The sequence below is a fragment of the Ruegeria sp. SCP11 genome, from assembly GCF_040329455.1.
Taxonomy (GTDB): Bacteria; Pseudomonadota; Alphaproteobacteria; order Rhodobacterales; family Rhodobacteraceae; genus Ruegeria; species Ruegeria atlantica_E.
Genome location: NZ_JBDZYG010000004.1, coordinates 162857 through 189358, shown reverse-complemented (window position 1 = coordinate 189358; position 26502 = coordinate 162857). Strand labels below are relative to the sequence as shown.

The 26502-nt window shown below is 58.1% G+C and carries 25 protein-coding genes; 16 read left to right on the top strand and 9 right to left on the bottom strand.

The window, feature by feature from the left end; translation table 11 throughout:
* Window position 1 precedes the first annotated feature (1 nt).
* Both mprF and ABLN94_RS08095 read right to left on the bottom strand, forming a co-directional pair.
* The gene (mprF, locus tag ABLN94_RS08100) at window positions 2–2611 is read right to left on the bottom strand and encodes a bifunctional lysylphosphatidylglycerol flippase/synthetase MprF (protein ID WP_352991376.1); all 2610 of its coding nucleotides are present in this window, start codon (window positions 2609–2611) and stop codon (window positions 2–4) included.
* A 102-nt stretch (window positions 2612–2713) separates the two neighbouring features.
* Window positions 2714–3142 carry an Lrp/AsnC family transcriptional regulator gene (locus tag ABLN94_RS08095; protein ID WP_352991375.1) on the bottom strand — a complete coding sequence of 143 codons (429 nt, stop codon included), beginning with the start codon at window positions 3140–3142 and terminating at the stop codon, window positions 2714–2716.
* A gap of 86 nt (window positions 3143–3228) precedes the next feature.
* Here ABLN94_RS08095 and rocF point away from each other — a divergent pair, with 86 nt between their 5' ends.
* From rocF to ABLN94_RS08080, 3 genes are read left to right on the top strand one after another with little or no spacing between them, the layout of a single operon-like run.
* Window positions 3229–4149, top strand: coding sequence for an arginase (rocF, locus tag ABLN94_RS08090; protein WP_352991373.1), 921 nt, complete (start codon window positions 3229–3231; stop codon window positions 4147–4149).
* Entirely contained in the window at window positions 4149–5069 is a 921-nt protein-coding gene (gene ctlX / locus ABLN94_RS08085; RefSeq protein WP_352991370.1) for a citrulline utilization hydrolase CtlX, read from the top strand. The genes rocF and ctlX overlap by 1 nt, the downstream gene beginning before the upstream one ends.
* Window positions 5070–5078: 9 nt before the next feature.
* Window positions 5079–6119, top strand: coding sequence for an ornithine cyclodeaminase (locus ABLN94_RS08080; protein WP_352991367.1), 1041 nt, complete (start codon window positions 5079–5081; stop codon window positions 6117–6119).
* 53 nt (window positions 6120–6172) lie between these two features.
* On the opposite strand, the gene ABLN94_RS08075 is transcribed toward ABLN94_RS08080, so the two are convergent.
* From ABLN94_RS08075 to dctP, 3 genes are all read right to left on the bottom strand, one after another.
* The gene (locus ABLN94_RS08075) at window positions 6173–7576 is read right to left on the bottom strand and encodes a TRAP transporter large permease (RefSeq protein WP_352991364.1); all 1404 of its coding nucleotides are present in this window, start codon (window positions 7574–7576) and stop codon (window positions 6173–6175) included.
* A gap of 3 nt (window positions 7577–7579) precedes the next feature.
* Window positions 7580–8209: a TRAP transporter small permease subunit gene (locus ABLN94_RS08070; RefSeq protein ID WP_352991361.1), complete on the bottom strand. Its 630-nt coding sequence runs from the start codon at window positions 8207–8209 to the stop codon at window positions 7580–7582.
* Window positions 8210–8274: 65 nt separating this feature from the next.
* Window positions 8275–9291: a TRAP transporter substrate-binding protein DctP gene (dctP, locus tag ABLN94_RS08065; RefSeq protein ID WP_352991672.1), complete on the bottom strand. Its 1017-nt coding sequence runs from the start codon at window positions 9289–9291 to the stop codon at window positions 8275–8277.
* A gap of 418 nt (window positions 9292–9709) precedes the next feature.
* On the opposite strand from dctP, the gene acs reads away from it, so the two are divergent.
* The 8 genes from acs to ABLN94_RS08025 all read left to right on the top strand — a co-directional run bounded on the left by acs (window position 9710) and on the right by ABLN94_RS08025 (window position 19126).
* Window positions 9710–11674: an acetate--CoA ligase gene (gene acs, locus ABLN94_RS08060; RefSeq protein ID WP_352991359.1), complete on the top strand. Its 1965-nt coding sequence runs from the start codon at window positions 9710–9712 to the stop codon at window positions 11672–11674.
* A 7-nt stretch (window positions 11675–11681) separates the two neighbouring features.
* A complete protein-coding gene (locus ABLN94_RS08055; RefSeq protein WP_352991671.1) occupies window positions 11682–12365 on the top strand; it encodes an adenylate kinase in 684 nt (227 codons plus the stop codon).
* Window positions 12366–12551: 186 nt separating this feature from the next.
* Window positions 12552–12836 (top strand): DUF4212 domain-containing protein, encoded by a 285-nt coding sequence (locus ABLN94_RS08050; protein ID WP_170381418.1) that lies wholly within the window; start codon window positions 12552–12554, stop codon window positions 12834–12836.
* A 5-nt stretch (window positions 12837–12841) separates the two neighbouring features.
* A complete protein-coding gene (locus ABLN94_RS08045; protein WP_352991355.1) occupies window positions 12842–14626 on the top strand; it encodes a sodium:solute symporter family protein in 1785 nt (594 codons plus the stop codon).
* 109 nt (window positions 14627–14735) lie between these two features.
* Window positions 14736–16559, top strand: coding sequence for a DUF294 nucleotidyltransferase-like domain-containing protein (locus ABLN94_RS08040; RefSeq protein ID WP_352991353.1), 1824 nt, complete (start codon window positions 14736–14738; stop codon window positions 16557–16559).
* Between the two features lie 45 nt (window positions 16560–16604).
* A complete protein-coding gene (locus ABLN94_RS08035) occupies window positions 16605–17123 on the top strand; it encodes a hypothetical protein (protein WP_352991351.1) in 519 nt (172 codons plus the stop codon).
* A gap of 1 nt (window position 17124) precedes the next feature.
* Window positions 17125–18537: a 3'-5' exonuclease gene (locus ABLN94_RS08030; protein WP_352991348.1), complete on the top strand. Its 1413-nt coding sequence runs from the start codon at window positions 17125–17127 to the stop codon at window positions 18535–18537.
* Window positions 18538–18625: 88 nt separating this feature from the next.
* Window positions 18626–19126: a flavin reductase family protein gene (locus tag ABLN94_RS08025; protein ID WP_352991345.1), complete on the top strand. Its 501-nt coding sequence runs from the start codon at window positions 18626–18628 to the stop codon at window positions 19124–19126.
* Window positions 19127–19129: 3 nt separating this feature from the next.
* On the opposite strand, the gene ABLN94_RS08020 is transcribed toward ABLN94_RS08025, so the two are convergent.
* Genes ABLN94_RS08020 through ABLN94_RS08010 form a run of 3 tightly spaced genes read right to left on the bottom strand, consistent with a single transcriptional unit; the run spans window position 19130 to window position 21359 of the window.
* Window positions 19130–19609, bottom strand: coding sequence for a DUF6505 family protein (locus tag ABLN94_RS08020; RefSeq protein ID WP_352991669.1), 480 nt, complete (start codon window positions 19607–19609; stop codon window positions 19130–19132).
* Window positions 19609–20301: a biotin/lipoate--protein ligase family protein gene (locus ABLN94_RS08015; protein WP_352991342.1), complete on the bottom strand. Its 693-nt coding sequence runs from the start codon at window positions 20299–20301 to the stop codon at window positions 19609–19611. Before ABLN94_RS08015 ends, ABLN94_RS08020 begins: the two co-directional genes overlap by 1 nt.
* Window positions 20298–21359 (bottom strand): Mrp/NBP35 family ATP-binding protein, encoded by a 1062-nt coding sequence (locus ABLN94_RS08010; protein WP_352991340.1) that lies wholly within the window; start codon window positions 21357–21359, stop codon window positions 20298–20300. Before ABLN94_RS08010 ends, ABLN94_RS08015 begins: the two co-directional genes overlap by 4 nt.
* Window positions 21360–21467: 108 nt before the next feature.
* Here ABLN94_RS08010 and ABLN94_RS08005 point away from each other — a divergent pair, with 108 nt between their 5' ends.
* On the top strand, window positions 21468–22196 hold the full coding sequence (locus ABLN94_RS08005) for a c-type cytochrome (protein ID WP_352991337.1): 729 nt from the start codon (window positions 21468–21470) through the stop codon (window positions 22194–22196).
* Here the strand turns inward: ABLN94_RS08005 and ABLN94_RS08000 are convergent.
* Window positions 22190–24145 (bottom strand): 4Fe-4S binding protein, encoded by a 1956-nt coding sequence (locus tag ABLN94_RS08000; protein WP_352991334.1) that lies wholly within the window; start codon window positions 24143–24145, stop codon window positions 22190–22192. The genes ABLN94_RS08005 and ABLN94_RS08000 overlap by 7 nt on opposite strands.
* Before the next feature lie 248 nt (window positions 24146–24393).
* Between ABLN94_RS08000 and ABLN94_RS07995 the strand changes: the two genes are divergently transcribed.
* The 4 genes from ABLN94_RS07995 to ABLN94_RS07980 are packed head-to-tail and all read left to right on the top strand — an operon-like array spanning window position 24394 to window position 26380.
* Window positions 24394–24948 (top strand): DUF3305 domain-containing protein, encoded by a 555-nt coding sequence (locus tag ABLN94_RS07995; protein ID WP_170487123.1) that lies wholly within the window; start codon window positions 24394–24396, stop codon window positions 24946–24948.
* On the top strand, window positions 24945–25517 hold the full coding sequence (locus ABLN94_RS07990) for a DUF3306 domain-containing protein (RefSeq protein WP_352991331.1): 573 nt from the start codon (window positions 24945–24947) through the stop codon (window positions 25515–25517). Before ABLN94_RS07995 ends, ABLN94_RS07990 begins: the two co-directional genes overlap by 4 nt.
* A gap of 4 nt (window positions 25518–25521) precedes the next feature.
* Window positions 25522–26133 (top strand): TorD/DmsD family molecular chaperone, encoded by a 612-nt coding sequence (locus ABLN94_RS07985; RefSeq protein ID WP_352991329.1) that lies wholly within the window; start codon window positions 25522–25524, stop codon window positions 26131–26133.
* 58 nt (window positions 26134–26191) lie between these two features.
* Window positions 26192–26380, top strand: a complete 189-nt coding sequence (locus tag ABLN94_RS07980; RefSeq protein ID WP_170487117.1) for a ubiquinol-cytochrome c reductase iron-sulfur subunit N-terminal domain-containing protein — start codon at window positions 26192–26194, stop codon at window positions 26378–26380.
* Window positions 26381–26502 lie beyond the last annotated feature (122 nt).

The window sequence follows — 26502 nt, the reverse complement described above, 5'->3', positions numbered from 1 at the left end:
ACTATTTCGTAAGACCGCGCAAGCCGCCGGACACCAGCACATTCACCTCGTACAAAATCCGGGGCGCTGCCAACCCACCGGGGCTGGCCAGATAGTTCGGGCTCCATTCCGGATCGAACTTCTGCTTGAAGGACCGCAACCCTTCGAAGTGATAGAACTGTTCGCCGTGTTCATAGACAAAGCCACCGACACGGTTCCAGAATGAGGCCAACTGCCGGTTCTCGATCCCAGAAAACGGCGCCGCCCCCAGTGAAAACCAGTGGAACCCCTGCTCTGCCCCCCAAGACATCATCTCGGCAAACAGCGCATCCATAATAAAATTCGAACCGTCCGGTTCGTATCGCATCAGGTCCAGCGACAACTCGGATTTATGGCCGCCCTGAAACAGGTTGGCAAAGGCGACGATCTGACCGGTGTCTCCCCTCCGCAGCACGGCATGGTCGAAGTAGGACAGGTATTTTTCGTCAAATCCACCCAGTGCAAAGCCTTTCTCTTCACCCGCTTTTTGGTTAAGCCAATCATCCGAAATCTTTCGCAATTCGGGCAGCACCGGAGCGAGGTCCTCTTTCGGGATGACCTCGAACACATAACCTTCACGCTCCGCTCGATGCTTTGCCTGCCGGAAGCGTTTGCGCGATTTGCCATCCAGCGAGAAGTCCTTTAGCGGCACCCGCGCAACCTCACCAATTTTCAGGATGGACAACCCCAGATCCAGAAAGGTCGGCAGGTACTTGGTCGACACACTGTAGAAAGCGCATAGCTTGCCCTCACGATCCGCCATCTCACGCAGTTGCCAGATCAATTGTTGTCCGGCCTTTTCGTCACCCACCGGCTCACCCTTTGTGATCAGTGCGTTGCCTGTATCGGCATAGGCCAGAAACGCACTTTCGTCCGGCGCGATCAGGAATTGCTTGTCGCCGGTCAGGGAAATCTGCGCCTCGGTATCTTCGCTTTCCAGCGCCAAACGCTCAACAGCTGGAGGGATTTCGGTGCGTACGGGCTCAGGTATTTCCCGCCCAAAGAGCGAGTTCACAGCCACCACGCCCAGGATGACCGCCACCACAAGGCTGGACCGCAAGAAACGCGATGCGTCGCCGTTCCAAGCGAAATCCCACCACAGCGCGTTCTGGTATTCGACGTGAGAATAGGCGAACAGCCCGATCCAGAAGATCACCGCCAGCAAGGCGATAACACTGACCAGCCATGGAATGTTCAGCCGAAAGATCGAAGCGCCACTGACGCGGTAGAACGCATCACGGAACGTGGCCAGCAAGGCAATCGAGGCCAACATGCCGATCGCCTCATGCGTATCCAGCCCCTTTGTCAGCGAGGCGACAAACCCCGCCACCATCAGCAACATCGCCACGATCCACGCACGGTATAGTTTTCGAAACAGCCCGCGCGAAACGAGGATCAACAGTACGCCGACAGCGCTGCCCGCCAAATGTGACGCCTCGACAAAGGACAGTGGCAGGAAATCCCGCAACATGCCGAGACTATGGCTGCTGGACGGCAGCGCGCCGGAGACCAGCAAAATGATCCCCGCAACTGCAGTCACACCTGCAGCGACCATCGGAACAATTGGACGGATCGCGCGATAAACCCACGTGGCGGCTCCGCTGATATGGTGGCGATGCGTCAGGGCCGAGGCGACGGCAATCGACAAGGTGGCAATGGCAAACGGCAGGAAAGTGTAAACCAACCGGTATAGCAGCAAAGCCGCAATCACGTCTGACCGGCCAGAGGCACCCAGACCAGCAATCAACGTCGCCTCAAACGCGCCGATCCCGCCCGGCGCATGGCTGAGGATGCCGATCGCAATCGCTCCGATATAGATGGTGAAGAAATAGGGATAACCGACCGCGAGATCGGAGGGCATCAGGGTATAGAGCACCATCGAAGCACCGAACAGGTCTCCGATCGCAGCTAGCGTCAGCAAGCCAGCCAGCTTGCCGCCCGGCAGGTTGAAGCCAAACCCGCCGTAGGCCAGTTTGCGCCCGCCCCTGGCCAGCCAGATGAACAATGTCACCAGACCGGCAAGCAGGCACAGCCCGATCACTGTTTCGGTGGTATCACTGATCGGCAGAATCTTTGAAATCCCATCCGGGTGCAGCGTAAACAAAACGCCCAGCAGAAACACGAGCCCGGACCAAAACGCGATCCACGACGTTGCAATAACCCCAGCGACCCTGCTCAGGTCCAACCCGAGCGAAGCGTAGATGCGATAACGGATCGCCGTCCCAGTGATGTAGGAAAACCCAAGGCAGTTCGACACGGCATAGCCGCTGGCCCCGGCCATGCCTGCGACGGGTAAGGGCACCTCACCCTTCGCTACGCTTTGCACGGCGAACACATCGTACATAGAGAGGGACAGAAAGCTGAAGCAGGTCCAGCAAAAGGCGAAGAACATGAGCTTCCAGGACATGTTCGCCACATCGGTCTGAACATCCGCCCATTTCACATGTTGAGACAGTTCGTGCAGCACAACCAATGCGATCAGCGTAACCAGAATTGGTACAGCAATCCGGACAGCGGGCTTTTCAAGAAATCCGGTTACCCGCTCGGCAAGACGCACCGCCCAGAGTTCCTTGTCAGTCTCCTGCGTGGTCATGGTTTCCCCCTGCTCTGAGGCACTGCAACGATCCCGCGCGCGGATGGGCGACGCAGGGCAACCTTGGCACAATTTCCTTGAACCTCAAAGCGCTACGAGGGATTAGACACGCCCTTTGCGTGTAGAGAGCAATAGATTGGTCTCGGACCGAGTGATCCCCTCCATCCGACGTATCTGGAATAGGACCTCGTCGAGTTCCGCAAGGGTTTCGGTGCCGATCTCGGCAATCAGATCCCAGCTTCCGTTGGTCGTATGCACACTTCGCACCTGTCGCAGAGCGGCAATTCTAGCCATCGTTCTCTCAGTCCCGCGGCCTTCGATTTCCAACATCATCAGGCCGCGCACCGGGCTTTCTGCAACGTCCAGCCGTGTGAGAACGGTAAAGCCCACAATCTCACCAGATTGCTTCAATCGCTGCAATCGACTGCGCACGGTGGTGCGAGTCACCCCCAGCGTTTCAGCTAGCTCGGACAGCGAGGCCCGCGCGTCCCGATGCAGGGCATTCAGCAACCTGTTATCCAATTCGTCCATTTATTTTTCTCAGTTTGAACCCTAGGGTTCCATTTTGAGCATTTTGATCTCTTTTCGCAAGCCATCACGAAGATCTAAAAGTACATATGGATAACAAACACGTTATATTGGTCGGCGTCCCATTGGATTCGGGCAAACGCCGACAGGGCTGCCGGATGGGTCCCGACGCCTATCGGGTCGCTGGTCTGGATCAGGCTTTGACAGACCTAGGGCACCGGGTCAGCGACCTTGGCGACATTCATCCGGACGACACGGATGTGCCCCCGCACGAACACCTGTACGCCCTGCCCGAGTGCGTTGGGTGGACCAGCGCACTTAGCCGAACCGCGCAGGAAACTGCCCCACAAGGGTTGCCGATCTTTATGGGTGGCGATCATGCACTTTCGATGGGCACTGTTGCAGGCATGGCCGCCCATGCCGACCAGACCGGACGCCCCTTATTTGTACTCTGGCTGGACGCCCATAGCGACTTTCACACACCCGACAGCACCAACAGCGGAAACTTGCACGGTACACCCGTTGCGTATTTCACAGGCCAGCCCGGCTTTGACGCTTTTCCACCGGTGCCTGCGACTGTTCCGACGGACCGAGTGGGTATGATCGGTCTTCGCTCCGTCGATCCGGCGGAACGCGCGCGGCTAGAGCAAGACCACGCCATGCTGGCTGATATGCGCAGTATTGACGAGCATGGGATCAAGGCACCCCTCATCGCGTTTCTGGAACGCGTTCGGGCCTCGAACGGCATTCTGCACGTCTCATTGGATGTCGACTTCCTTGACCCTTCGATTGCCCCGGCCGTCGGCACAACTGTCCCCGGTGGCGCGACCGAACGCGAAGCACATCTGGTGATGGAACTACTGCATGAAAGTGGGCTCGTCTGCTCACTGGATCTGGTCGAGTTGAACCCATTTCTGGACGAACGCGGACGCACCGCAAAGCTGATGGTCGATCTGGCAGCCTCACTTCTAGGCCGCCGCATCTTTGACCGCCCAACCCGGAGTTTCTAATGCAGTCCTTGCAAGCCCCCTCGGCCGTTGTAATGATCCGGCCACACGCGTTTGCTTCGAACCCTGAGACGCGCGACGACAATGCGTTTCAAACACTGGCCAATCGCTCGGCAGCGGCCACGTCTCTTGACGCACGCGACGAACATGACAAGGCGGTTGCGCAACTGCGCGACGCTGGCGTAAAAGTCCATGTTTTTGACGACCACGGTGAACACGACACGCCGGACAGTGTCTTCCCGAACAATTGGTTCTCGACCCATCCCGGCGGCCATGTGGCAATCTATCCGATGTTTGTTCCGTCACGCAGACGCGAACGCCGCGCGGATGTCCTCGAGCTGTTGAAACAGGAGTATCGTGTTCAGGACGTGATCGACTATTCCGGGCTGGAACAGGACAAGCTGGCGTTGGAAGGTACCGGTGCGATGGTGCTGGATCACGTTGGCCGCGTGGCGTACACGGTTAAATCCAATCGCGCCGACCCGGTTTTACTGGAGCGTTTCTGCACCCATTTCAATTATGAACCCATCGTGTTCGAGGCACAGGATGCCGAAGGGCGCGACGTTTATCACACTAACGTTCTGATGGGCATCGGAACCGAATACGCGCTGATTTGTCTGGACATGATCACCAACCCCGAACGGCGCGCGACGGTCAAGGCACGACTCGAAGAATCCGGTCGCACGGTTATAGACCTAACCCACGAGCAGATCGCCGAGTTCGCAGGAAACGCCATCGAACTCAGCGGTCGCGATGGTCTGGTGCTGGCGCTGTCCAGTCGGGCGCTTGCCGCATTAACCCCTGAACAAATCACTATAATCGAAGCCAGCGCGACACCGCTGCCGCTCTCGATTCCCACAATTGAAACTGCCGGTGGATCCGTGCGCTGCATGATTGCAGGCATCCACCTGTCCCGCCGATAGGAGACCCCGATGCAACCTTCTGACAAGGCGCTTGTGCCTTTCGTATCCGTCGACAACATGATGCGTTTGGTGCATCACATCGGGGTCGAGCGAATGATCACTCAGATCGCGGCCCAAATCGAAGCCGATTTCAAACGCTGGGAGAGTTTCGACAAAACCCCACGTATCCCGGCCCATTCTCCGCACGGAGTGATCGAACTGATGCCCACCTCGGACGGTGAGGCCTACGGGTTTAAATACGTGAACGGCCACCCAAAGAATACATCCGAAGGGTTGCAGACCGTTACCGCCTTTGGTTTGTTGGCGGATGTCTATACCGGGTACCCGACACTGCTGACCGAGATGACAATGCTGACCGCGCTACGGACAGCCGCAACGTCAGCTTTGGTGGGTAGCTATCTTGCACCGAAATCATCCTCGGTCATGGCTATGATCGGCAATGGCGCTCAGTCGGAATTCCAATGTTTGGCGTTCAAGGCAATGTGCGGGATCAACACCGTGCGCTTGTACGACACTGACAGTGAAGCGACCAAGAAATGCGCAGCTAACCTTCAGGGAACCGGCTTAACCGTCGTATCGTGCTCAACACCCGAAGAAGCCATCGAAGGCGCACACATTATCACAACCTGCACGGCTGATAAGAAATACGCCACGATCCTGACCGACAACATGGTTGGCCCTGGTGTTCACATCAATGCCATCGGCGGTGACTGCCCCGGTAAGACGGAACTGCACCGTGATATCCTTCTGCGCTCGGACATTTTTGTCGAATACCCTGAACAAACTCGGATTGAGGGCGAGATTCAGGCTCTGGACGATGACCACCCGGTTACTGAGATGTGGCAGGTCATGGCTGGTGAAGCAGAGGGGCGACGTGACGATCGTCAGATCACTCTGTTCGACAGCGTTGGCTTCGCAATCGAGGATTTCTCGGCTCTGCGTTTCATCAAGTCCGCAATCGAAGGCACTGACTTCTTTGAACCTTTGGATATGTTAGCCGATCCGGATGATCCGCGAGATCTGTATGGGATGCTGATGCGGGCAAGCTAAAGAACCCGCCAATAGCAGCACTTCGCTCCCGGCTCAGCACCGGGGGCTTTTTTCTACCCGGCCAGAGACGGCAAATAAAGTACGATAGCGGGGAAAGCCACCAGCAGCGCGATAGTGACTGCGTCTGCAATGAAGAACGGCGTCACGCCTTTAAAGACGTCCTGAACGCTCAGATCAGGGCGCACACCAGCAACCACAAAGCAGTTCAGACCGATGGGGGGCGTGATCAGGCAGAACTCGGCCATCTTAACGACTAGAATACCGAACCAGATCGCGCACATAGGGCCAGACATTCCGAAAGCACTGTCAGCTGCGCTGACCGTCTCGCCGCCGTTCAGAGCCATGACAGCCGGGTACACAACCGGCAATGTCAGCAGCAGCATGCCGATAGCATCCATGAACATGCCTAGCACCGCATAAGCCAGCAGAATGCAGATCAGGATCAGCATCGGCGACATTTCCAGCGAGGTGATCCAGTCGGAAAACGCGCCAGGCAGGTCTGCGAAGCCCAGGAAACGTACGTAGATCAGCACACCCCAAATGATCGTAAAGATCATAGCTGTCAGCTTGGCGGTTTCCAGCAGCGCAGATTTCAGTTCGGTCCAGCGCATCCCGTGGAAAAGGGCAAAGCAGAAGACGATGAATGCCCCGATTGCACCGCCCTCGGTTGGGGTCCCCCAGGCCTTTTCACCAAAAGGGTTATAGACAAAGCAGATGATAATCAGGATCACGGCCACAATTGGGATTGCCCCGGGCAACGCGGCAAAGCGCTGTTTCCAAGTAAAGCCAGTAACCGGAGGGCCGACGGTTTTGAAGAAGACAGCGATCCCCACGATGAGCAACCCATAGACAACTGCAGAAAATGCGCCCGGAATGAAGCCGGCTAGCAGTAGCTTACCCACGTCCTGCTCAACGATGATTGCGTATATCACCAGAATGGCCGATGGCGGGATCAGCGACGCCAGCGTCCCCCCGGCGGCAACGACTCCGGCGGCGAATTGCTTGTTGTAGCCGACCTTCAGCATCTCTGGGATAGCTATGCGGGCGAAAACGGCAGACGTCGCAACCGACGCCCCGGACACAGCCGCAAATCCGGCTGTTGCGAACACGGTCGACACAGCCAGTCCACCCGGCACCCAGGCAACCCAGCGTTTGGCCGCTTCAAATAGCGCGCGGGTGAGACCCGCGTAGTAGGCAAGATACCCAATCAGGATAAAGGTCGGGATTAGGCTGAGCGTGTGGGCAGCCACTTTCGAATGAGGAACCTGCCCCGCTGTCTTAACGGCAACTGTTAGGGCTTTTCCGAACCGGTCGGGATCGTACCCGAACTTGGCCCAGAAAATCCATACAAGCCCAACCAACCCTGCAAGGCCCGCCGCAAAAGCCACGCGCATGCCTGTGACTACCAGAACCAGCAGACCGCCTGTGACCCACAGGCCAATGTCTATCGTGTCCATGCGCTAGTCCTGCCCTTCGAATTGGTCGGCCTCAGCGGCAGCCTGTGCCGCGGCGTCCTGGATCAGTGGCACGGCCACAGGGTGTTCAAGCCCCAGCGCAAAGGCGTGACCGTAGCCCCAGATCTGCAGCACAAGCCGCACGCACAGAACTGAAAACGCCACCGGGGCCAACAGTTTGGCTGGCCAGAGCGGGATGCCGATGTCGATTGAACTGTCACGGCTCCACAGCGGCGCGCCAAAATCGAAGGACCGGTCGAAATGAGACCAACTGCCCCAGACCAAAGCCAGCATCAGCACAAGGATCAGGATCACCGAGATCAACTCGAACAACCAAAGCGCCCGCCCGTGCAGGCGCGCGATTACGATGTCCATCCGGATGTGACCACCACTGCGCTGTACGTAGGAAATGCCTAAGAAGGCAATCAAGGGCATGGCCTGTTCGATCCAGTCCACATAACCCGGCAGAGGCGCATTGATTGCGTTGCGCCCGCTAACCGAGACGACAGCCAGCACCATCAGGCCAAAAACGGCCAGTCCGCTGATCAAGGCCAAAAACTGCTCTAACTTCAATAGGTGACGATCCAGCCGACTGAGGCGGCTGCCATCCTCAAGCACCGTGGCCTGTCCTGCCATTCCGGTGATCCCCTGTATCTTAGGATTGTTATCCGGGTGCCCAGTCAGGCACCCGGATCAGGTGATCAGTTTCCGCCGCGCTGCTGTTTCAGCGTGGTCTGGACCAGATCATAGAGGTCCTGCGCAGGCAAGCCCTGAGCGGTCATGTCCGCAATCCATTGCTCGCGGATCGGGTCTGCTGCCTTGGTTCGGAATTCCTCGATCACGGCTTCGTCGATCTCAACCTTTTGAACACCCTTCTCGCTTAGAACGCTGTCCCATTGCTCCAGCAGCCCACCATAGTTGGCGAGGTAGTGGTCGATTGCTTCGTCGATAGAGGTGTTCAGCGCTTCGCGGTGTTCGGCAGGCAGAGCCTCGTAAGCCTCGATGTTCACCACCACCGGGCAATTAACTGTGCCGGGATTCAGGTTGGCGGTCCACCAGTCGGCCTCATTTATGGTGCCAAAGGACAAGTGCGCGTGCTGAGCAAAGGCAACCGTGTCGACGACACCCGACTCCATCGCGTTGAACGCCTCGGTGGCGGGAACCGAGGTCGGCACACCGCCGACCGCTTCAAAGGCCTGCCCCAGCCCACCGGTAGCGCGGACGCGCATTCCGTCAAAATCGGCCAGTTCATCGCGCGGCTCACCTGTGCCAACGATATTATACTGTGGCATGGGCGAGGTCATGATGATGCGCGCGTTCCACTGCGCCATCTCATCCTTCACTGCAGGATGATCATACACCGCATGGCTGACGGCCACCTCTTCCTCAAGCGTGTTCACGCCAAGGAACGGCAGTTCCAGTACTGTAATCGCGCGGTTCTTGTCGCGGTGATAACCCGCGCAGAACTGGGCCATCTCGAAGGCACCGATCTCAATCCCATCAAGGTTCTCGCGCGGCTTGGACAGACCGCCGTAGCTGACATTAATAGTGAAATCACCGTTGGTTTTTTCGCTTACCAGCTCTGCCAGTTTCTCAACATGTTCGGTAAAAGCCCGACGCTTACCCCAAACCGAGGCATTCCATTCAGTGGCTGCAGCCTCAGTGACGAATGCAACACTCAAGGCGGCGACAGCAGCGCCGCTCAACATCTTTTTCATCATGATTTCTCCCTTTGTTGCGCTTCTTGTTCAAGCGCTTGCGGTCAAAGCTAGCGCCAACATGTGAATGTGCCAACCCCCGGGCGGGCCGGGCACCCAGCAGATGCCAGCGCTAACAACTTAATGGTGATTCAGAGATGCGAGATTTTTCAGGGGACATTCGTAGAGGTTGAAAAAATTTCCGTGACAGCCTAGGCATTGTTTTTATTTATTTTTCACTACTAAAAAGCATACTAATTTACAAATACAACTCATCAGGTAAAATTTGTTTACAAACAAATGATGAGATTTCGGTAATTTATTTCATTGTTTTCAAATCCGCTTAATACTTCTCTCGGGGAGGAAACGGGTCGACATCGCCCGTTCCGCGGGCAAGATTCGGCCCAGTGAAATGAAGTCCAGAGGGAGGAGCCTCAGTATGACAACCGCTGCCCAGGCAGATGCCAACGTATATCCGCCGTCCGCCGAAACCGTTGCACGCGCCCATGTCGATGCCGACAAGTACAACGAAATGTACAAGGCCTCGATCGAAGACCCCGTCGCGTTCTGGGATGAACAAGGCAAGCGGGTCGACTGGATCAAACCTTATTCTCAGGTCAAGGATGTCAGCTATGATTTCGGTTCGGTCGGAATTAACTGGTACGCGGACGGCACATTAAACGTATCCGCCAACTGCCTGGACCGTCACCTGAAAACACGCGGCGACCAGACTGCCATCATCTGGGAGCCGGACGACCCAAACGACGAAGCGCAGCACATTACCTATGCCGAGCTGCACCGCCGCACCTGCCGGATGGCCAACATTCTGGAGTCGCTGGGCGTGCGCAAAGGCGACCGCGTTGTCATCTACCTGCCGATGATCCCCGAGGCGGCTTACGCCATGCTGGCCTGCGCGCGGATCGGCGCGATCCATTCAATCGTATTCGCAGGTTTCTCGCCCGATGCTTTGGCGGCCCGGATCAATGGTTGCGATGCGAAGGTTGTCATTACGGCTGACGAAGCACCACGTGGAGGCCGCAAGACTCCGCTGAAATCCAATGCAGACGCAGCCCTGCTGCACTGCAAGGACACTGTAAAATGTCTGGTGGTCAAGCGCACCGGTGGTCAGACCACATGGGTCGACGGGCGCGATTATGACTACAACGAAATGGCGCTGGAGGCAGATGACTATTGCGCGCCCGCTGAGATGAGTGCCGAGGACCCGCTGTTCATCCTCTATACCTCTGGGTCGACCGGTCAGCCCAAGGGCGTTGTGCACACCACCGGCGGCTATCTGGTATACGCCGCGATGACGCATGAGATCACTTTCGACTACCATGAGGGCGATGTGTACTGGTGTACCGCCGACGTGGGCTGGGTCACCGGCCACAGCTATATCGTCTACGGCCCCCTGGCCAACGGCGCGACCACGCTGATGTTTGAAGGCGTGCCGACCTACCCCGACGCCTCTCGCTTCTGGCAGGTCTGTGAAAAGCACAAGGTGAACCAGTTCTACACAGCTCCGACTGCGATCCGGGCACTGATGGGTCAAGGCAATGAGTTCGTTGAGAAATGCGACCTAAGTGACCTGCGGACACTGGGTACCGTGGGTGAGCCTATCAACCCCGAGGCCTGGAACTGGTACAACGACGTTGTCGGCAAGGGTAAATGCCCCATCGTGGACACGTGGTGGCAAACCGAAACTGGCGGTCATCTGATGACCCCCCTGCCCGGCGCACACGCGATGAAACCCGGTTCGGCGATGAAGCCATTCTTCGGCATCCAGCCTGTCGTTCTGGACCCTCAGTCCGGTGTTGAGATCGAAGGCAACGGTGTTGAAGGTGTTCTCTGCATCAAGGATAGCTGGCCCGGTCAAATGCGCACCGTTTGGGGCGATCATGAGCGGTTCGAGAAGACGTATTTCTCAGATTACAAAGGCTACTACTTCACCGGTGACGGCTGTCGTCGTGATGAAGATGGTGACTACTGGATCACTGGCCGCGTTGATGACGTGATCAACGTTTCGGGTCACCGTATGGGCACCGCCGAAGTCGAAAGCGCTCTGGTTGCGCACGCTGCCGTGGCCGAGGCCGCCGTGGTTGGCTATCCCCATGAAATCAAAGGACAAGGCATCTATTGCTATGTCACTCTGATGAACGATCGTGAGCCTTCGGATGATCTGCTGAAAGAACTGCGCACCTGGGTCCGGACCGAGATCGGCCCGATCGCCTCGCCAGACGTGATCCAGTGGGCTCCCGGCCTGCCCAAGACCCGCTCGGGCAAGATCATGCGCCGTATCCTGCGCAAGATTGCTGAAAACGACTTCGGCTCGCTGGGTGACACGTCGACTCTTGCCGATCCTTCGGTGGTCGAAGACCTGATCGAAAACCGCGCGAACAAGTGAGGACATGATGGACGCTTCCACGACCGTAACTCCCGCTGTTCTGATCCTTCTCGGCCCTCCAGGCGCCGGGAAGGGCACACAAGCGCGGATGCTGGAAGACACGTTCGGGCTGGTTCAGCTCAGCACCGGTGACCTGCTGCGCGAAGCCGTTGCTGTCGGCACCGAAGCGGGCCAAGCCGCCAAGGCCGTGATGGAGGCCGGTGATCTTGTCAGCGACGAGATCGTCATCGCCATCCTTCGCGACCGCATGGCACAGCCGGATTGTTCAAAAGGCGTTATCCTCGACGGTTTTCCGCGCACCACGGTTCAGGCCGAGGCGCTGGACGATCTGCTGGCCTCGGCCGGGCAAAAGATCAACGCCGCAATCAGCCTTGAGGTTGAGGACGAGGAAATGGTGATCCGCATCTCGGGCCGCTACACCTGTGCCGGTTGCGGTGAAGGCTACCACGACACGTTCAAAAAGCCTGTGAAAGAAGGCGAGTGCGACAAGTGCGGCCACACCGAATTCAAGCGCCGCGCGGATGACAATGCGGAAACCGTAGCTTCGCGTTTGACCGCGTATCACGCGCAGACCGCGCCGCTGATTGACTACTACCAGACCCAGGGTGTGCTGAAAGGCATCAATGCCATGGGGCAGATCGATGACATCGCCCGCGCCCTGCAAGGGGTTGTGAGCGACGTGATGGAGTAAGGGGAGGAGATAAGCCCCTCTAAAGGGCTTTGATCCTAAATCAGAATACTTTGATGGACCCGCCTTGGCGGACCGGAGGAGTTTTGCCTGACGCCGCCCCGGTGTTGGGCACAAAGTAAAGCGGCCCGACGCACTGGAGGAGTTGGGCAAAGGGCCGCCCAACGAGGAAGCGAAGGAGGAACCCGCATGGCGGATCAATCTACAAACTCCGCGCAGACTGCCGAAGCCGACAAGGGCTATTGGCAGGCCAACCTGCGTCTCATCTACATCAGCCTCGCGATATGGGCGCTGGTGTCTTTTGGATTCGGCATTCTGCTGCGTCCGTTGCTGTCGGGGATCGCCGTTGGCGGCACCGACCTGGGCTTTTGGTTTGCTCAGCAGGGATCAATCCTGGTCTTTCTGGTGCTGATCTTCAACTACGCCTGGCGCATGAACAAGCTGGACGCCGAACACGGCGTGGATGAGGAGTAAACCCAATGGACCAGTTTACCATCAACCTGCTGTTTGTTGGCGCGTCCTTTGCGCTCTACATCGGCATCGCGATCTGGGCCCGAGCGGGTTCCACGTCGGAATTCTACGCCGCCGGTCGCGGCGTTCACCCGGTCACCAACGGTATGGCGACAGCGGCGGACTGGATGTCCGCGGCCTCGTTCATCTCGATGGCGGGCCTGATTGCCTTCACCGGCTATGACAACTCGACCTTCCTGATGGGTTGGACCGGTGGCTACGTGCTGCTGGCTCTGCTGCTTGCGCCCTACCTGCGTAAGTTCGGCAAATACACCGTATCGGAATTCATCGGCGACCGCTTCTACAGCCAGACCGCACGTATCGTTGCGGTGATCTGTCTGATCGTTGCTTCGGTGACCTACGTGATCGGTCAGATGACCGGCGTTGGTGTGGCCTTCGGCCGCTTCCTCGAGGTCTCGAACACCTCCGGTCTGCTGATCGGTGCTTGTGTGGTGTTTGCCTACGCGGTGTTCGGTGGGATGAAAGGCGTGACCTATACTCAGGTCGCTCAGTACTGCGTGCTGATCACTGCCTACACCATCCCGGCGATCTTCATCTCGCTGCAGCTGACCGGCACGCCGGTCCCGGCACTGGGTCTGTTCAGCGATACCGCCAGCGGTGAGCCGCTGCTGACCAAGCTGGACGCCATCGTGACCGAGCTGGGTTTTGCTGACTACACGGCGCACCACTCGAACACGCTGAACATGGTTCTGTTCACGCTGTCGCTGATGATCGGTACGGCCGGTCTGCCGCACGTGATCATGCGCTTCTTCACCGTGCCGAAAGTGTCTGACGCTCGCTGGTCCGCTGGCTGGACGCTGGTCTTCATCGCGCTGCTGTACCTGACCGCCCCTGCGGTTGGCGCAATGGCCCGTCTGAACATCACCGACATGATGTGGCCCAATGGTGGTATCGCCGGTGGTGCTGTCTCGGTCGAAGAGATTGACACCGATCCGCGTTATGACTGGATGAAAACGTGGCAGAAAACCGGTCTGCTGGACTGGGAAGACAAGAACGGCGACGGCAAAATCCAGTACTACAACGACCAGAACGCCGACATGCAGGCTCTGGCAGAAGAAAAAGGCTGGGTTGGTAACGAGTTGACCAAGTTCAACCGCGACATCCTGGTTCTGGCCAACCCCGAGATTGCCAACCTGCCGGGTTGGGTGATCGGTCTGGTCGCTGCCGGTGGTCTTGCGGCTGCTCTGTCGACCGCTGCGGGTCTGTTGCTGGCGATCTCGTCGGCTGTGTCCCACGACCTTGTCAAAGGTGCGATCAACCCGTCGATCTCTGAAAAGGGAGAACTGATGGCGGCGCGGATTGCAATGGCCGTAGCCATCGTCATCGCAACCTATCTGGGTCTGAACCCACCGGGCTTTGCGGCGCAGACAGTGGCCTTGGCCTTCGGTCTGGCGGCAGCCTCGATCTTCCCGGCGCTGATGATGGGGATCTTCTCGACCCGCATCAACAACACCGGCGCGGTCTGCGGTATGCTGGCAGGTCTGACCGTAACACTAGTCTACATCTTCCTGCACAAGGGCTGGCTGTTCATTCCGGGCACCAACTCGTTCACCGATGCTGACCCGCTGCTGGGTCCGATCAAGTCGACCTCGTTCGGTGCCATCGGTGCAATGATCAACTTTGCAGTCGCATTTGTTGTCGCCGGTATGACCAAAGAGACTCCGAAGGAGATCGTGGAATTGGTCGAAAGCGTTCGCATTCCCCGTGGCGCGGGCGCAGCTCAGAACAAATGAGCATGATGCGGCATATGGTTAACTTCCATGTGCCGCGTTTTTCGATCTACTGTTCCCGTCCGGCACATCACCGGGCGGGATTTTTCAACCAGAAACACAGGACTGTCTGATGCCCCTGTCCCATGACCAGATCACCCGGTTTCTGAAATCCGTACACCCTTATGACGCCCTTCCGTCTGAAACGCTGGACGAACTGGCAAAGCAGATCGAGGTGTGGGAAGTCGCCGAAGGATCCTCTGTTTACGAACTGGGCAACACCCTGCCCGGCGTCTTCGTGATCTACGAAGGACAGGTTGAGATCACAGATGAAAACGGCGCTGTCGTCTCGCATCTAGGCTTGCGCAACTCTTTTGGTGAGCGCGGCTTGTTGAAAGACGGCAAAGCCGCGACCCATGCACATGCACACACGCCGTCTGTTCTAATGGTTCTCCCACCGAATGTGGTGCGCGAGTTGATCGACGATCACGACGTAGTTGCCAAATTCTTCAACCGAACACGAGGAGAGCGCACAGGCCCGCAAAGCCTCGCCACCAGTTCGATTGACACGCTTATGGCTCGCAACCCAGCCGTCTGCCCGCCTTCGATGCCGGTGCGCGAAGCGGCACAGGTGATGCGAGACCGTCATATCTCGTCGCTCTGCGTCAGCGAGGGTGACAATTTTCTAGGCATCGCCACATTGAGGGATATTTCCGGAAAATACGTAGCGGACGGAATGCCCGAAAGCACCCCTGTTTCTGCGATCATGACCCCTGATCCGATCACCTTATCTCCCTCCGATATTGGCTCAGACGTATTGCACGTGATGATGGAACGCGGGATCGGGCATATCCCGATTTCCGAAGGCGGCAAGCTGGTCGGAATCGTCACTCAAACCGACCTGACTCATTACCAGGCAGTCAACTCTGCCGAATTGGTTCGACGGATCGCCCATGCGGGCTCTTCCACCGAGATGGCACTGGTGACAGCTGAAATTCCCCAGTTACTGGTGCAGCTGGTCGCCGGGGGGAATCGGCACGAAATTGTCACCCGTCTTATTACCGACATTTCCGACACGGCCACCCGCCGTCTACTATCACTTGCTGAGAAGAAGCTGGGACCGCCGCCAGTGCCCTATCTATGGCTGGCCTGCGGCTCTCAGGGGCGCCAGGAGCAGACCGGCGTGTCGGACCAGGACAATTGCCTGATGCTGGACGACAGCGTGACCGACGACGACATGACCTATTTTTCCGAATTGGCGAAATATGTCTCGGACGGGCTCGACACCTGCGGGTATTTCTATTGCCCTGGCGACATGATGGCGACCAATCCCCGTTGGTGTCAGCCAGTGCGCGTTTGGCGAGACTATTTCAACGGCTGGATCGCGAAACCCAACCCCGAGGCGCAGATGCTGGCCTCGGTCATGTTCGACCTGCGCCCTATCGGTGGCGCGTTCAATCTTTTTGCTGATCTACAAGCCGACACGCTGGCGGCCGCGAATGCGAACTCGATCTTCGTGGCACACATGATTTCAAACTCACTGAAACACACGCCGCCGTTGGGCCTGTTGCGTGGCTTTGCTACCATTCGCTCGGGCGAGCATCGCAACACGCTGGACTTGAAGCACAATGGCGTCGTGCCCGTGGTTGATCTGGCCCGTGTCTACAGCCTGCAAGGTCAGTTGACCGAGGCCAATACACGCGCGCGTTTAAAGGCGGCCGAGGCCGCAAATGTACTCAGCCCTTCAGGGGCACAGGATTTATTGGACGCCTATGACCTGATCGCGGAAACGCGGCTGGAACATCAGGTAAGGCTGGTCAAATCCGAAGAAAAGCCCGACAACTACCTTCCACCGTCCACCTTGTCGGACTTTGAGCGAAGCCATCTGCGCGATGCTTTTGTCGTTGTAAAAACAATGCAGTCGGCGGTGGGGCATGGCAAAGGTATGCTGGGCTAGGCAAAAAATTGAACGGGCGCGAACGTCCGAGACGCGGAGAGATATATGTTTCTGGAACTGATCGGCACAATTTTTGCAGGCTTTGCATTCGCTGGCGTGGTGATGGTGCTGAACAAATTGACCGGTGGTCGCCTGCCCCGCTGGGCGGCTCCGGTGGCCGCTGGTTTGGGTATGATAGGGATGACCATCGCCAGCGAGTATTCCTGGTACGACCGCACGGTTGAAACACTTCCCGAAGGGATGGAAATCGTGCAGGAAGTTGAAAGCAAAGCCTTCTATCGCCCGTGGACCTATGCAGTACCGTTCGTGAACCGGTTTGCCGCCTTAGATACAGCCTCGGTCCGCACCAACGAACAGGTACCGGAACAACGGCTTGCTGACATGTACTTCTATGGCCGTTGGTCGCCAATCTCGAAACTCCCGATAGCCGTCGACTGCGCCGCCAACAGCCGCGCCAGTTTGGCCGACGGGGTCGAGTTCGGGGACGATGGCCGCTTGCTAAACGCCGACTGGCTCAAAGTCAGCGCCGGCGACCCAATCATCGAGGCCACCTGCGGAGTGTAACATGCTGACCCGGCTAAGCCTGCGCGTTCGTATATTTCTGTTCTTCTGCCTGCTGGCAGTAGGTGCGCTGGCGGTCAGTTCAGTAGCGCTTTGGATCAGTTATCTGCGTGTCGCCGATCCTAGCCTTGTGAACGCTTTCATCTTGGCTGAAATCATCATGGGTTTTGGGTTTATCGCCCTGATTATCGCGATCTGGTTGATGTTTGACGACAACGTCGCCAAGCCCATAGAACGCTTATCGGCTCAACTGCGCGCCCGCGCCCATGCGGGTGTTAGCACGGATGTTGACATGCAGGCCGCACGGTATCTTGGTGATCTTGCCCCTGCGGCCGCCGGGCTGGCAGAGCAGCTATCGGACAAGACCATGGACGTAGCCGAGGCCGTAGCCGCCGAAACAGCCCATCTGTCTGCAGAAAAGCAAAGGCTGACCGCGTTGCTGACCGAAATACCGGTAGCAATGGTGCTGGCCAGTCCAACCCATAAAATCGTGCTCTATGACGGGCAGGCAGCAGGAGTTCTGGCACAGATTGCCCATCCCCGCTTGAACGCCTCGCTTTTCGAATATCTGCAACCCAACGCCTTGCAACACGCTTATGAAAAACTGTCGAAATCCGGCCTTGAGGTCGACTGCACATTGACCAGCATCGATGGCGCGCAGACGTACACTGCCCGGATGAAACCTCTGGGTGATGCGCCCGGATACCTGCTGATCTTCGACGAAAGCGCGGCCAATATCTCACCAGAAGCTTCACGGCCTTTGGTCTACGATTTCGACCTGCTGAACAGTGCGGCCGGAGGTCAGTTCGAAACCCTTGCTCTAAACGAGCTGTGCTTTGTCGTGTTTGACACCGAAACCACAGGGTTGCTGCCACACAAGGACGAAGTCGTCCAGATTGGAGCGGTTCGGGTCGTGAACGGGCGTATCGTCGAGGGTGAGCGGCTCAACATGCTGGTCAATCCCGGCATACCGATCCCGCCAGCCTCGACCAAGGTACACAAGATCAGTGATCACATGGTTCAGGGCGCGCCGGATATTGGCGAGGCCGGGCGCACTTTTCACCAATTCGCCCGGGACGCGGTGATCGTGGCCCATAACGCGCCGTTCGACATGGCCTTTTTGCGGCGCCACGCGAAGCGTATGAGTGTCGACTGGGATCATCCAATTCTGGACACGGTTCTGCTGTCCGCGGTCCTGTTCGGAGCCAGCGACAAACACACACTGGACGCCCTGTGCGACAGGCTGGAAATCACCATTCCACACGAGTTACGCCATACCGCCTTGGGTGACGCAGTTGCCACGGCGCAGGCGCTGGTCAAGATGCTGCCTATGCTGCGAGCCCGCGGCATGGCAACTTTTGGTGCTGTCATCGAGGCCACTCGCCAGCACGGCCGCCTTTTGGAAGATCTGAATTAAGCGTCAAATTGTTCATGCAAGACTCAGCTTTTCATGGACAATTCCTGCGGGCCGTGGCACCTGATGCAGGCCACTGCACGAGCGGACGATGACAGAGAAAACCTTCACCCCGACCCCAGACCAAAGCATCGCTTTTCGCGAGGCATTGGGATGCTTTGGCACCGGCGTTACTGTGATCACGACGAACACCGAGAACGGACCGCGCGCGATCACCGTGAACTCGTTTTCGTCGGTGTCTCTGGACCCACCATTGGTACTGTGGTGCTTGGCCAAGGATTCGCATCGTTTCAACTCTTTCAACACCTGCAAGCACTACTCAATCCACGTGATGGCAGAGGAACAGCAGGAGCAAGCTTTGAAATTCGCTCGCAACGGATTGGATTTCTCGCATGCAAACTGGGACCCGGACCACAAAGGCCGTCCGCAACTGGTCGACTGTCTTGCCCGGTTTGACTGTCAGTTGCACGCCAAACACGAAGCCGGGGATCACCTGATCCTTGTTGGCGAGGTTGAACAGGTGATGTATCGCACCGGTAACGGCCTGATCTTCAAACGCGGTCAGTTCGGCGGGTTCGCGGACCTGCTTTAAAACTCATTCGTCAAGTGAACCGTGAACGGCCAATGCCTCAAGCTGGGTCTCTTGCGGGGTGATGATGCGGAACGCTTCGTGCACGCCAGTTTCGGACAATTCGCGGGCGACCGTGAGCAAGGTGTTGGTGGCATGTTCCTCGCAAAGCTCGGACATGTGCTGAATCTCAGCCTGAGCGACCCCTAGTGCAGCTTCAACCGATGGCGCGCCATAGAATTGCACGAAATGCACGGCCAGGTTTTGTGCGATCTGGTCCAGTTCGGCCTGTTCAACCTTTGTGACCGCCACAAAGGTTACACGTCCGAAGGTCTCAACCCCCAGCCAGCCGTTTGAAAACGCCTGCCGCGCCTTACCTTCCAGATCGGCCTGCCCCCAATTCGAAAATTCGAATCCGCCCGAGATGCACCATTCTCCGGTCCGGGCTGGCGAGTGGAACACGTTCATGTCGCTTTCGTCGAAATGGATCGCGCGAGCCAGTTTCATCATCCGTTCTCCAACAATTCCGTCATGGGGCGCAACCGGGTTTCCGAGCCGTCCCGGATCAACATGCCAAACCGCTCGTCCGTGCCCAAAAATATGCCCGTCTCGCAGGGTTCGCCGACACCCCGCAGTAAGCCCATCCATTCATCATGCAGAGGGGCATTGCCATCCTCCTGCCAACGGTTGAGCCAGGTGAGCATGTGCCGCGACCAGCTTTCGACCAGTTGTGCGGCCGAGACGTCGGCACAGCCTTCATCATAGAGCGCCGTGACATCCGGCGTTTTCCCCGGATCTTCTCCGGTCTGAAGCAACGCCAATTCCCAGCCAATCACCAGCCAGTCTGGTTCGGTCTCGGGATCACCAGTAGAAGCTACGCAATGGAACATCCCGCATTTCGCGCCGTTCACGCAGATCAGACCATCCCAACCCAGATGAACAGCGACTTCTGGCGGGGCCAGTGCGCCCAGCGCGTTTTGAAATCCGACAGCGCAAAGAGGCAACATCGCCATGGCGTCTTTCAATGGCACCTCAGGCGCAAAGACGATGGCCACGCGCAGGCGGTCGGCCTGAATGTTGTACACGACCGTCCCTGCATCACACCCAAGCGCGGCCATGGCCTGAGCGCGCTCAAACGGGTTTTCCCCACCCTGCACCGGATGCCCCACTAGCAAGGGGGGGAAGACCGGCTCGCTCATGCGTAGCCCTTGGCGATCATGTCGCGGGCGATCTTACGGAATGCATCGGCCTGCGCGCTTTCGGGCTTGCTGACCACGATGGGCGCACCTCCGTCAGCCGCGACCCGGATGTCCAGATGCAGCGGGATTTCCCCCAACAACGGAACGCCCAGCGCCTCGGCCTCGGACGCAACACCGCCATGACCGAACACGTGCTCCTCATGCCCGCAGTTCGAGCAGATATGAGTCGACATATTCTCGATCATCCCGACGATCGGCGTCTTTAGCTGATTGAACATGTCGATCCCCTTGCGGGCGTCGATCAGGGCGACGTCCTGCGGGGTAGAGACAACGATGGCACCGTCAACCTTGAACTTCTGGCTCAGCGTAAGTTGTACGTCGCCGGTGCCGGGCGGCAAGTCGACGATCAGCACGTCGAGCGCGCCCCATTGCACCTGATTCATCATCTGTTGCAGCGCCCCCATCAGCATGGGGCCACGCCAGACGACCGCCTGCCCTTCATTGGTCATCAAGCCCATCGACATCATGGTGACACCGTGATTACGCAACGGCAGGATGGTCTTTCCGTCGGGGCTGGCCGGACGACCAGAGACACCCAGCATCCGAGGTTGCGACGGCCCATAGACGTCGGCGTCCAACAGACCAACGCGACGGCCTTCAGCGGCCAACGCACAGGCGAGGTTGGCGGAAACAGTGGATTTGCCGACGCCGCCTTTGCCCGAAGCCACGGCGATAATCCGGTCCACTCCCGGAACGGCCTGCGGCCCGGTTTGCGAAGGTTTTGGTTTGGGCTTTAGATCCGGCGGCGCCTTGTCGGAATGCGCGGTCATCATAGCCGAGACCTTGTCGATCCCTTCGACCATCTGTGCGGCCTGTTCGGCGGCGGCGCGAACGGGTTCCATCTTCTCAGCCTGCTTGGGATCAATTTCCAGCACGAAACGAACTGTGTCGCCTTCGACATTCAGCGCGCGGACGACGCCTGCACTTACGATATCCTGACCGGACACAGGGTCGGTGATCTTTTTCAGGTTCGCCAGAACCGCGTCACGAACACTCATGCCTTTTCTCCTTTGGGGTGCCCAACCATGTGGTTGAATTTCATTGCATGTGTCTCCGTCTCATTCAGTTTATTTGACGCATTTGGGGCCGGGCCGTTAGGTTGAGCCATGCGCTTTGTCCTTTTGTGCCTGAGCCTGACGCTCTCTACCAGCCCCTCTTGGTCGCAAGAGGCATTGGGGCTCGCCGCCCCGGCCGAGGTAAAAGACTCTGGTCTGTTGCAACATATTCTTCCACGCTTCTCGCTCAAGACCGGGATACGCGTTATTCCCGACGATGCGGGCGTTTTAGTGCTGGAAACTGCTGCGCCTGGCGACCCGGTCTTTGCGCGCGACGGGGTAACCTATCACCTGCGTATCGAAGATGACGCCAAACACGAACGATTCCGCGACTGGCTGCTGTCCGATATCGGCAAGAACACAGTCGAAAGCTTTACGCCGGAACAGGGTGCGCCCTTCTCAGCCAGTTTCGAAGTCGCATCCACACAAGAAGACATAGTGATCGAAGGGGACGCCGCGCGGGGTAAGGAGCTGTCTATGACTCATTGCGGACGCTGCCATGTGATCGGACCACAGAACCGGATGAACGGTCTGGGCTCGACGCCCTCTTTCGCGGTGCTGCGCGCCATGCCGGACTGGTCGGAACGGTTCGAGGCCTTCTTTGCGCTGAACCCCCACCCCGCCTTTACACAGATCGACGGGGTTACTCTGCCTTTCGCCCCAGAACGCCCATCGCCCATTCACCCGGTCGAGATGACTCTGGACGAACTGGACGCGATTCTAGCCTTCGTCTCGGCCATCAAAGCCGCCGATCTGGGCGCTCCTTTACAGCTTCAATGATCCTTTCGTTGTGAGAAATAGTCTTCGGTCGTAACGACCTTGGGTTTCGGTTTCGACTGAAACGGATTGTCCTGTTGCTGGAACTGCGCGTTGACGCGGCAGTTGTCGCACATCTGGATCATCCGCGCTTTGTCCGAGGTGGCAAACATCGGATGCGTACCCGAGAGCTTCTCCATAATCCGTTCGACAGTGGACTTCACGCCAAACAATGCGCCGCATTCGACACATGCAAAGGGCTCCTCCTCATTCAGCACCTGCTGAGACAAGGCCGCGTCGCTGAGGTCCAGTTGCGGGACAAGAGTAATCGCGTCCTCTGGGCAGATGCCCTTGCACAGACCACATTGCAGACAAGCGTCCTGCTGAAAGTTCAGTTGCGGTTTATCCGGGTTGTCGATCAATGCACCGGACGGACACAGCGACACGCAGCTCAGACACAGCGTACAGGCATCCGTATTCACGGCAACGGCCCCATAGGGCGCGTTCTCTGGCAGCGGCAGAGGCGCCTCGGCCTGCGGGTTCAACGCCTGTGCCGACAGCCGCGCAATTTGCCTTCGGTTGCCCAGCGGCAGAACCGGGTCGGCAAGAGGTTGTGGTACGTCCTGCTCATAGAGCAGGTCTGTCATTGCATCCGGGTCGGCCTCATCGATCAACCCCACCCCGTCCCGCCCAGCAATCGCCTGGGCCAACGCCAGTTCTCGGTTCAAAGCATCACGTTCTGTAGTCGGGGCCAGTAAAACATCGACCCGAGCGAAACCATGCGCCAGAGCAGCCAGCATCTCGGCATGGCCAAAGCCCGAGATCACGTTCAGCTCAAGTGGGATGACATCCGCAGGCAAACCGCGCCCAAAACGAGCAGCCAGCCGGATCATCTCGGCCCCATGCGCGTCATGGACCAAAAGTCGGGGGACCTCACCCCCTGCCCGGCGATAGGTACGCGCAAGAATATGCATACGCGACAACAGGGCTGACACCGGTGGATCCTCGTAGGTGATCGCGGTCGAAGGACATACCGCTGCGCATTCCCCGCATCCGGCGCATACCATTGGGTCGATAGAGACATGCTCGCCCGCTGGTGTGATTGCACCCGTTGGGCAGATATCCAGACAGTTGGTACAGGCGACCTGCTCGGCGCGAGAATGGGCGCAGAGCGTCTCTTCTATCCGCACATAGAGCGGCTTTTCAAACGTGCCGACCAGTAGGGCAGCCTCGAAGGCCAGGCGTTCTACGGCAACCGTATCTTTGGGATCGGCCCGCAAATACCCTTCGCGCTTGGCGGGAGCTTGAACGAAGGGGGTGCCTCCGGACAAATCAATGACAATGTCACAGGTCGAACGCGCACCGTCGCGAGGCTGGGACCAAGCAAAGGCCCCACGGCCACCCGGCTCAAGTTGCTGGAGGCTGTTCAATTGCAAAGAGAACCCGCCCAATGCGCCGTTCAGCGACCTAAGCTGTCCGCGCACCACGTCAAACGCTCGCGACATTGGCTGCCCGTCATCAGTCAGCAAAACAGTCACTGCCAAAACCGAAGACAGCCGCTCGGCCAGTTCAAAGGCAACCTCACCGGGCCCGATAATGAAACAGGTGCCTTCACTATAGACGTCCACGCTGGGCGTGATTGGTTGCGGCAGCAGCGACTCGGCGGCCAAAGCGGCCATCTTGGGCGTTGCGTCACTGCCCCGCTCAGACCACCCGGCGCGGTCGCGCAGGTCCACAAATCCCGGCGCTTCGACATCCAATTCATCAGCAAGGGCTCGAAACACGTCTTGCTCCTGCCCGCAGGCAATCACAACCTGCTCGCCCTCTTTCAATAACTCTGCCGCCGCGCTCAATTCATCTGTGCAAAGCGCCGTATGTGTTTTGGAGCAGTCAACTTGGCACGCCACACCAATACTGTCGCCGTCAACAGTTTGGCTGCCGACGCAATTGCAAAGCAAAAGTTTGGTACTCATATCCTCCCCCGGACATATTCCCTTCGCTAAGCACAGTAGACCGTATTCCCAGACAAGCAATCCGGCGGTTGGTAACACCTGATGAAATCGTGAAACAAATTGGGATACCCGATTAATAAGCTAAGATAACGCCCAATAAAATAACGGTGATCGCTAAATCGTCAGACATTTCATACTTGGCACAAAGGCGATTTGTGTACCATAGTAGACCCATGGAAGGCAGGGGAGAGCCTTTCGGGGAGGAGTCAGTGGCCAAGGCCGCAAGCCAGATTGAAATGCCAATCGGCGTCGTCGTTCGCAAAACACCCGGTGTTACTCGCTGGGCGAAATGGAACTGGCGCGCCGTCGCAGTGCTGCCCGGTGCTGGGCCTGCCGACTGGCAGGAGTTGCGCCGCGAAGGTGAAGCTGTTGAATATCACGCCGCTACCCTTCCCCTAACCCTCTGGGCTGACGAGACCGAGGCCTACATGGTCAACCTGTCGGATGGGCAACCCTCGATCTACCTTGTTCTACGCGATGCGCTGGATGACGAACGCCCGATGGACGCAGTGCTTGTCACGGCATCCCCATTCGAAGGGCAAGACTATGCGGATACCGGGGAAGAGATCGTTGAGAAGATTCCGATGTCCGAAGGGCTGATCGCTTGGGTTCGGGATTTCGCGCTGGAACATCACCGTGATGAGGTCTTCGTCAAACGCCGCCGCGACAAGAAACGGACAGACTTAGTAGAAGACGGCAAGGGTGATGCGCGTATCCGCCAAGACTCAGACGTCTACCGCGCGCCGCGGAGGATCGTGCAATGACGCAGGCCCGCGATTTCTGGTCTCGCCGCAAGGCCGCTGTTCAGGCCGAAGCCGAAGCTGAGGTTATCGCGGCCGAAGAACAAGCTATCGCCGCTCAGCAGGCCGAGCTGGGAGAAAAGAGCGACGCCGAGATACTGGCCGAGTTCAATTTGCCCGATCCCGATCAATTGCAGGCCGGAGAGGATGTCTCAGGTTTCATGGCCAAGGCAATACCCGACCGCCTGCGCCGTCGCGCCCTGCGTCGGTTGTGGCGGCTGAACCCGGTGCTGGCCAACGTGGATGGGCTGGTTGATTACGGCGAGGACTATACCGACGCCGCCTGCGTGATCGAGAATATTCCAACAGCCTATCAGGTCGGCAAAGGCATGCTGGCCCATATAGAGGCCTTGGCTGCCGAGGCTGAAGAGCCCCGTTCAGAAGACGAACCCGAAGTGCCGGAACCCGATTTGGAGCCCGACTTGGAGGAAGACCCGGCACCCCAACCAGTTTTGGTTGCTGAAGCGGACGAGCCAGAAAAGGTCGAACTGCCCCCTGCCCCACGTCGCATGAAATTTGAATTTGAAGGATAACCGAATGACCGCAGACAACGCGCACAATCTGGATATCTCAGCAGAGGATCGCCTGCGCGCGGATTTCTACAATTTCCTCGGTCTGCTGCTGGCAGCGCCCCCCGATCAGTTGCTTTTGAACCAGATGTCGGGCCTGACGGGCGACGAGACCGAACTCGGCCAAGCCATTCAGGCCATGGCCCGTGTTGCCAAAGTAACAAAGCCTGCCGCCGCGGAACGCGAGTTCAACGCTCTGTTTATCGGGTTAGGCCGGGGAGAGTTGCTGCCCTATGCCAGCTTCTACCTCACAGGTTTCCTGAACGAGAAACCTCTGGCGCAGCTGCGCAACGACATGGCCGCGCGCGGCATCACGCGAGCACAAAACGTGTTTGAACCCGAGGACAACATCGCCTCGTTGATGGAGATGATGGCGGGCATGATTGTTGGTCGCTTTGGCGCGCCTGCGTCTCTGGAGGATCAAAAGGCGTTCTGGAGCAAGCATGTCGGCCCCTGGGCCACGCATTTCTATTCGGATTTGGAAGCTGCCGAAAACTCGGTTCTCTATGCGTCCGTCGGCACCGCCGGTCGGGTGTTCATGGAGATTGAGCGGGAGGCGTTCCGAATGACGGCGGCATAGCCCGCCACTCGCCAGCGCCCGAATTGGCGCTAGATCGCAAATGGGAAAGGAGGAGCCCATGAGCAAGACCAAGGAAGAAGGCGCCACACGCCGCGACTTCCTAAAACTGGCCGGAACCGCAGCACCCGCTGCCGTTGCCGCAGCCACCCTAAGCGGAAAAGCCGAAGCAGCCGAGCTGCCAACGGACGAAACCCGCATGCAGGACACAGCGCACACCCGCGCTTACCTGGACAGCGCGCGCTTCTGAGCCGCCTCGACTGCGCCCGGTTTCCAGACCGGACGATGTCACCAACCGACTGACGGTTGCGATTGGCCCTGACGTCGGTATCAGCAGTACCAAGCCAGCCGTGGCTGACACGGCGCGCAAGG

Excerpts from the sequence above, each read along its gene's own strand:
- mprF (WP_352991376.1), bottom strand. The coding sequence starts at position 2,611 with ATGACCACGCAGGAGACTGACAAGGAACTCTGGGCGGTGCGTCTTGCC.
- ABLN94_RS08095 (WP_352991375.1), bottom strand. The coding sequence starts at position 3,142 with ATGGACGAATTGGATAACAGGTTGCTGAATGCCCTGCATCGGGACGCG.
- rocF (WP_352991373.1), top strand. The coding sequence starts at position 3,229 with ATGGATAACAAACACGTTATATTGGTCGGCGTCCCATTGGATTCGGGC.
- ctlX (WP_352991370.1), top strand. The coding sequence starts at position 4,149 with ATGCAGTCCTTGCAAGCCCCCTCGGCCGTTGTAATGATCCGGCCACAC.
- ABLN94_RS08080 (WP_352991367.1), top strand. The coding sequence starts at position 5,079 with ATGCAACCTTCTGACAAGGCGCTTGTGCCTTTCGTATCCGTCGACAAC.
- ABLN94_RS08075 (WP_352991364.1), bottom strand. The coding sequence starts at position 7,576 with ATGGACACGATAGACATTGGCCTGTGGGTCACAGGCGGTCTGCTGGTT.
- ABLN94_RS08070 (WP_352991361.1), bottom strand. The coding sequence starts at position 8,209 with ATGGCAGGACAGGCCACGGTGCTTGAGGATGGCAGCCGCCTCAGTCGG.
- dctP (WP_352991672.1), bottom strand. The coding sequence starts at position 9,291 with ATGAAAAAGATGTTGAGCGGCGCTGCTGTCGCCGCCTTGAGTGTTGCA.
- acs (WP_352991359.1), top strand. The coding sequence starts at position 9,710 with ATGACAACCGCTGCCCAGGCAGATGCCAACGTATATCCGCCGTCCGCC.
- ABLN94_RS08055 (WP_352991671.1), top strand. The coding sequence starts at position 11,682 with ATGGACGCTTCCACGACCGTAACTCCCGCTGTTCTGATCCTTCTCGGC.
- ABLN94_RS08050 (WP_170381418.1), top strand. The coding sequence starts at position 12,552 with ATGGCGGATCAATCTACAAACTCCGCGCAGACTGCCGAAGCCGACAAG.
- ABLN94_RS08045 (WP_352991355.1), top strand. The coding sequence starts at position 12,842 with ATGGACCAGTTTACCATCAACCTGCTGTTTGTTGGCGCGTCCTTTGCG.
- ABLN94_RS08040 (WP_352991353.1), top strand. The coding sequence starts at position 14,736 with ATGCCCCTGTCCCATGACCAGATCACCCGGTTTCTGAAATCCGTACAC.
- ABLN94_RS08035 (WP_352991351.1), top strand. The coding sequence starts at position 16,605 with ATGTTTCTGGAACTGATCGGCACAATTTTTGCAGGCTTTGCATTCGCT.
- ABLN94_RS08030 (WP_352991348.1), top strand. The coding sequence starts at position 17,125 with ATGCTGACCCGGCTAAGCCTGCGCGTTCGTATATTTCTGTTCTTCTGC.
- ABLN94_RS08025 (WP_352991345.1), top strand. The coding sequence starts at position 18,626 with ATGACAGAGAAAACCTTCACCCCGACCCCAGACCAAAGCATCGCTTTT.
- ABLN94_RS08020 (WP_352991669.1), bottom strand. The coding sequence starts at position 19,609 with ATGAAACTGGCTCGCGCGATCCATTTCGACGAAAGCGACATGAACGTG.
- ABLN94_RS08015 (WP_352991342.1), bottom strand. The coding sequence starts at position 20,301 with ATGAGCGAGCCGGTCTTCCCCCCCTTGCTAGTGGGGCATCCGGTGCAG.
- ABLN94_RS08010 (WP_352991340.1), bottom strand. The coding sequence starts at position 21,359 with ATGAGTGTTCGTGACGCGGTTCTGGCGAACCTGAAAAAGATCACCGAC.
- ABLN94_RS08005 (WP_352991337.1), top strand. The coding sequence starts at position 21,468 with ATGCGCTTTGTCCTTTTGTGCCTGAGCCTGACGCTCTCTACCAGCCCC.
- ABLN94_RS08000 (WP_352991334.1), bottom strand. The coding sequence starts at position 24,145 with ATGAGTACCAAACTTTTGCTTTGCAATTGCGTCGGCAGCCAAACTGTT.
- ABLN94_RS07990 (WP_352991331.1), top strand. The coding sequence starts at position 24,945 with ATGACGCAGGCCCGCGATTTCTGGTCTCGCCGCAAGGCCGCTGTTCAG.
- ABLN94_RS07985 (WP_352991329.1), top strand. The coding sequence starts at position 25,522 with ATGACCGCAGACAACGCGCACAATCTGGATATCTCAGCAGAGGATCGC.
- ABLN94_RS07980 (WP_170487117.1), top strand. The coding sequence starts at position 26,192 with ATGAGCAAGACCAAGGAAGAAGGCGCCACACGCCGCGACTTCCTAAAA.